This is a genomic window from Streptomyces sp. NPDC091371 (assembly GCF_040684275.1).
Taxonomy (GTDB): Bacteria; Actinomycetota; Actinomycetes; order Streptomycetales; family Streptomycetaceae; genus Streptomyces.
Genome location: NZ_JBFBFP010000100.1, coordinates 1 through 5,736, shown reverse-complemented (window position 1 = coordinate 5,736; position 5,736 = coordinate 1). Strand labels below are relative to the sequence as shown.

At 70.1% G+C, this 5,736-nt stretch carries 3 protein-coding genes and 2 pseudogenes; 2 read left to right on the top strand and 3 right to left on the bottom strand.

Features of this window, described 5'->3' with window-relative positions; all coding sequences use genetic code 11:
* Positions 1-928: 928 nt before the first annotated feature.
* Positions 929-1,708 (bottom strand): annotated as a pseudogene (locus AB0O21_RS40245) (IS110 family transposase); the annotation flags it as partial.
* Between the two features lie 434 nt (positions 1,709-2,142).
* Here AB0O21_RS40245 and AB0O21_RS40240 point away from each other — a divergent pair.
* Together AB0O21_RS40240 and AB0O21_RS40235 are read left to right on the top strand one after the other, a co-directional pair.
* Positions 2,143-2,382, top strand: coding sequence for a hypothetical protein (locus AB0O21_RS40240; protein ID WP_365180927.1), 240 nt, complete (start codon positions 2,143-2,145; stop codon positions 2,380-2,382).
* Between the two features lie 353 nt (positions 2,383-2,735).
* Complete coding sequence (locus AB0O21_RS40235; RefSeq protein WP_365180924.1) at positions 2,736-3,626, top strand: hypothetical protein; 891 nt, start codon at positions 2,736-2,738, stop codon at positions 3,624-3,626.
* A gap of 740 nt (positions 3,627-4,366) precedes the next feature.
* Here the strand turns inward: AB0O21_RS40235 and AB0O21_RS40230 are convergent.
* Both AB0O21_RS40230 and AB0O21_RS40225 read right to left on the bottom strand, forming a co-directional pair.
* Positions 4,367-5,545: a cytochrome P450 gene (locus tag AB0O21_RS40230; protein WP_365180921.1), complete on the bottom strand. Its 1,179-nt coding sequence runs from the start codon at positions 5,543-5,545 to the stop codon at positions 4,367-4,369.
* Positions 5,546-5,628: 83 nt separating this feature from the next.
* Positions 5,629-5,736: pseudogene (locus AB0O21_RS40225) on the bottom strand (IS630 family transposase); the annotation flags it as partial.

Below are 5,736 nucleotides of genomic sequence, written 5' to 3'. Positions count from 1 at the left end.
GGGGCGGGTCGCTCGGCGTCTCCCCCCCCCTCCCCCCCCTCCCCCCCCGGGGTGGGGTGCCGGCGGGGGGTCTGTCGGGGGGGGGCTCTTATTACCCCCCCCCCCCCCCCCCCCCGCCGCGGTGGTTTCGTCGACGAAACTCCGGCCGGGCCCCGGCGCGATGCCGGTACGCCGTGGCGGGTCAGGTGCGCGGGTAGCCGTGGCCCGGCGGCGGGTACTCCTGGCCGGGGAGTTCGGCGACGCCGAAGAGGACGATCCGCTCGAACTCCGACAGCTCCCCCCGCTGCCGTCGTCGGCGGCCTCGTCGATCGCCTTCAGCAGCCGCATCGACCGCTCCTGGTCCGCCTTGGCCCGCGCCGAGGACGGCGGCACCGGCGCGGTGACGTCCGGCGCCGGTTCGGCGGCCTGCGGCAGGTGCAGGGCGCCCGAGCGCCACGCACCGCCCAGCACCACGACCCCGGCCAGCAGGGTCAAGGCAATGCCCACGACCTCGTACCCGGACCACTGCGCCCACCAGCCGGTCGCGGCCAGCACCGTCCCCACCAGCGCACTGCCACCGGCCCGGCGCTGCCTGTCCGTCATCACCATCCGCCTCCCCCTTCCTCGCAGTTCTCGCCGATCAGGCTGTGGGCCCGGCGCCCGCCTCGCGGGCCGCGTGCTGCTGGACTTCCTCCGAGGGCCGCACCAGCGGCCCCCGCCGGAGACGGCCCGGTGTCCGGCCGCCGGTAGACCAGGGCCCGGTAGATGGTTGCCAGGGCGACGAACCCACTCAGGGCGGTCAGGACATAGTCCGCCTGCTCCAGGCCGACCTAACCCGCCCGCCAGCCCAGCACCTGCATGGGGACGGCGATCAGCATCCCCTCCACTCCGATCCGGTCCCGGCCGGTGGGCGCCCACCGGCCCGCCCGCGCCCGTACGCGATCCGGGTGGCGAGGAGTTTGCGCTGGTCGAGGACGGCGGTCAGGGAGCCGGCGAGGCTGGGGACGATCAGTGCGGCCGCGTCCGTGCCCGGGACGACGACGGTCTGTTCGTCCAGGGCGGTGAAGATGTCCTCGACCAGTCTCTCGGCCATCCGCGGGGCCTTCGGGCGTATCAGTGTGATCAGTCGACGGCGTCCGGCCTTGCGGATCTGGGCCGGGGACCCGAACCGTTCCAGCAGCATCAGGACGGCCAGGTGCTGGATCCGCGGGCCCAGGACTCGCTCCAGGTGCGGGTGGATCTGCGTCAACAGGCCGCGGAGCCGGTTGGAGATCCTCGTCGCCTCGCCGGCCAGGTCGTCGTCGAAGCCGACGATCATCTCCAGCTCGGCGATGGTCTCGTCTTCGAGGTCGACCGAGCGGAGGGTGTGAGGCATGACGCGGGCGGCGTCGGCGATGACGAAGGCGTCGCGGGCATCGGTCTTGGCCTCGCCTGGATAGAGATCGGCGATCCGTCGCATCGTCAGTCCGGGCAGGTAGGCGACCGGGCAGCCCATGTCCCGGGCGACCGCCAGCGGCAGGGCGCCGATGGAGGCCGGCTGGTCGACCACGACGAGTACGGTGCCGTGCTTGGCCTTCAGCTTGCCGAACACCTCGCGGAGTTTGGGTTCGCTGTTGGGCAGCCGCTTGTCGAAGGCCTTCTTCCCGGCTGGGGTGACGGCGGTGGCGTGGTGTTCGCCTTTGCCGACGTCCAGGCCGAGGAAGGCACCGATGTCACTCGTGTCGATCACGTGCGTCCTCCGGTCGTCCTCGCCCGGCCGTCCCACGGCACCGATCGCCACATCCACATTACGAAGAGCCTCCCGACCTGCGGACAAGCCGGTGGTCATGCCCCTAATCAGCGGTCTGTCGATGCCTCCGGAGCCGGTGACACCACCCCCCAGGCCATGCGTTCGACAGGGGGAGAAAGTCATGCCAACTCCGGAGGCCGGGCGCCCCATTGCGGGGCCACCAAAACGGTAATGGGGAGTCCGCATATGGCCCGGCGGGCGTTCGGGTCGAACGTTGCGGACGCGGGCGGTACGCCTGACGAGGTGCAGGCCCTGCTGGGGCAGCGGAGCCCGGACTCCTCGGGGCCGTACCGGTTTCCTGATCCGGGCCGGGTGCGGGCGGCTGTCGAGGGGGTCCCGACTCCGAGTGCCATCGGCGGGCTGGAGGGGAGCCGGTGACGGCCGAGACGGTGCTCGTGTTGCCTGCGGTCGAGACACCGGCGGGTGATGCGCGCTTTGAGGAGATCGTTGGCGCCCTCGATCCGAAGTTCCTGGAGATGCTGGGCTGGTGCTGGGAGCGCCGGGTGATCACCTTTCCCAGGGTGTATCCGGTCATCGGCCTGGCGGACCGCCCAGTACCGAACTGCCCGCTGGCCATCACGGTCTTCACGCATCAATGTGCCGGGGCTGCGTAGAGCGTTGGAGCAGGACCGATCTGTCGTTGGAGGAGTTCCGCCGCATTCCGAAGACCGTCTCCACGGGTGCGGGGCAGCCGCCGTGTGCTGTTGCCCGGCGGCCCCGGGACACCGCCGCCGAACTGGCGAGCACTCACTCGCCTCCACAGCCGACGAGAGCACCTGAGCGACACGGTCCAAGCCGTCGCCGGACTGCTTTCACACCAGCAGACCACCACCTGCGGGGCCGGTCAGCCACAGTAACCCCCGGGCCGACCTGTACTTTCGACGCGCCACAGCCAACCATGCACGAGCTCGTTAGTATGACCTGCGCTTTTGACTGACAGCTCTCCCGAAAGGAGTGGTGAGCCGCCATGCACGAGATCCGATGCGAGATCGACACGGAGTACCGCAGTACCGAGGCGTTGGCGGATCTGGCCTGGCGCTGGCTCGTCGAGGGCGCCGATCGCCTGGAGGGCGAGTCTTTCCGAGAGCTTCTCGACTCCACCGGGCAGGTGGAGGAGTCCTTGAAGAAGTCGGTGCCGTGTGGCCCGCCCGGGTCGCTCTGGGGCTTCCTCAGCGCGCATATTGTCGGTCGGGGGCGGGTCACCAACCGTTCCCGGGTGCTGACCCGCAAGAACCTGCCGATGCTGCGCAAGTGGCTGGTCTTGGACGTGCAGCGGGCCGAGGTCGCGGTCTACCGGCTCGACGACCGAGGCATGCCCGGAGAGGAGCTCCTGCGGATGGGCGTCGCGCGCGACGAGAGCTCCAGGGACTGGGTCAGGCTCAGCGCGGAGACCTCCGAAGGGCGCTTCGGGCCGGCTGCCCAGGTGCGGATGACGGAGCTGCTGCGGGACTTCTCGCAGGAGGTGGACCCGTCTTATGCCCAGGTCGGCTACAGCCTGACGCTGGGCCGTACCGAGCACGAGGAGCGGGTGGGCCCGCCACTGCCCTCGATGACGCTGCCGCAGTCGCGGCGGCTGCTGCGAGGGTACGAGTGGCTGATGGTGATTCCGCGCGAGATCGCCCAGGAGCTAGGCGGCGGCAACGGGATCGCCGCGGCCGGTGACTTCCACCGGGTCGAGACCTTGCGTGACGGCGCGGTGCTGCTCCAGGTCACGCCGGAGTTCGACGGCTTCAGTGGCGAGGTGACCGAGCGGACGTGGCGGCTGTTGCGTCCCGCACTGAGGCCGGGAATGCCCAGGTGCTTCGAATCCGACGCGTGGGGCCCGCCGAGCCGGATCTGGTACGCAGACATCGACTGACCCCGTACGGCCGACGATGCCCGGGGCAGACGGACCACACATCTGACGAATCCGGTAATGACCACTGGGTGGGCGGGGCACTCCGCCTTGCCCGCCCACTGGCCGCCGGCCTCCGACGGCCATGGGAGAAACCCGCATCGGCCGACCGCCTCACACCCGCTCGCGTCCGGGACTTCCGGCAGTGGGAAGGGGCCGAGTGACACCGCCCCTCGCACGCCTCGGCAACGAGCACGCCGCAACCGAGGCGCAGGACCAGGCCCTCGCCGAGCTGCCCGCGATGGCTGCCGCGCTTCGCGACCCACCTGGAGCTCCACCGGGGGCTGATGCTGGCCCAGTCCGGCGATAGGGCGGGGTCGTCGCGCACGCGACGGCCGCGATGGATGCCCTGCCGCCCGAGAAGCACAGCCTGACCCTGCGCATGCTCGTCAACGACATCCCCGGCCTGACTTCACCAATCCTGAGGCGGTTCAGGAAGGGCAGAGCGGTCCAGCGGCCCGATTCGCACTCCTCCGAAGGGACCGCTCCGCATGTCTCGCATGCCAGCCGGATCGACGCCTGCGAAGGATCAAACCCGGGAGCCGGGTACTCGGCAGAGTGAAGGATGTAGCGGTCCACGTTGAAGCCGACGCGCCCCGCCCCGGTCGTCAGCACGCAGCCCTTGCTCGGCCGACTCTGCACCCGGGGCTCGGACACCAGCTCCCTCCACCCTGACGGTCTACAGCCGCGCCAGCCGATGCACCTCACTCGGCGTGGTAGCGGACCGGGAGCGAGGTCAGACCACGGGCACGCAGTGACCGGCGCCAGGTGGGGGCGGGTTCTACGGGTTCGAGGGTTTGGTAGCGCTCCAGGAGGGCAGCCAGGGCGATCTCGGTTTCCGCGCGGGCCAGGGGAGCTCCGAGGCAGTAGTGAATGCCGTGCCCGAGCGCGAGGTGCCCGGCGGTGTCTCGGTCGAAGTCGAGCACGCCGGGCCGGGCGAAGCGCGCCGGGTCACGGTTGGCCGCGGATAGCGAGAGCAGGACCGTCTCCCCCGCCGGGATGGCGACCCCCGCGATGGTGATGTCCTCGGTGGGGAAGCGCCTGATGGCGAGGAGGGCGGGTCCCTCGTACCGTGCGAATTCCTCCACGGCGCCCGAGAGCCTGGAAGGATCCTTGCGGAGCAGGGCCAGTTGGTCCGGGTGCTGGAGAAGGCTGTGGATCGCGTTGCCGATGAGCTGGACGGTGTTCTCGTAGCCGGCGAAGAGGATGAGGAAGGCGAGAGACATCAGCTCGTCCTCGCTCAGGCGGTCCCCGTCGCCGTCCCGGACTGCGATCAAGTCGGACAGCAGGTCGTCGCCCGGGTGGCTCCGCTTGTGCGCCATGAGCTCGGTCAAGAAGCCCAGCATCGCGACCAGTGCTTCCTTCGCGGCTCGAGGCCGGCTCGGATCGGGTACGACGAGCGCGTCGGTCCAAGTACGGAAGTCCAGGCGGCGGTCCTCGGGGATGCCCAGGAGGTCGCAGATCACGATGATCGGCAGCGGGGCAGCGAACGCGGCCACCATGTCCACACTGCCGGCCGGGCCGAGTGCGTCGAGCAGGCGGTCCGCCGTTGCCCGGATGGGTGCGCGCAGTTGCTCGATCCGGCGCGGGGTGAAGGCGCGGCCGACGAGTCGGCGGATGCGGGTGTGGTCCGGGGCGTCCATGTTGAGGAGATTGGCGTCGAGGGCCGGGGGCAGGGAGAGGCCCCGGTAGTTCCCCTCGGTCGCGTTGGTTTTGTCCAGCGACAGACGGGGGTCGGCAAGGGCCTGGCGGACGTCGTCGTACCGCGTGACGAGCCATGCCGGGCTGCCGTCGGTACCCGCGATGCGGGACACCGGCGCGGTCTCCCGCAGCCGTTCATAAGCGGAATACGGATGCGTGATCAGTTCGCCCTGAAGATCCATGAGGCCACCCTAGAGCGTGTCCGCAATGTCAGTTGGAGAGCCATAGTCGCAGGCAGGCAAGCGTGACCAGGGCTTTGTATTGATCAGAAACTCATGGGGTTCTCGTCCAGGATGTAGCGGACGTGCGGGCCGCCGAAGTAGCCGCGGACGATGTGTGGCTGACGCTGACGTCGGCGGAAGAAGCGGCGGGT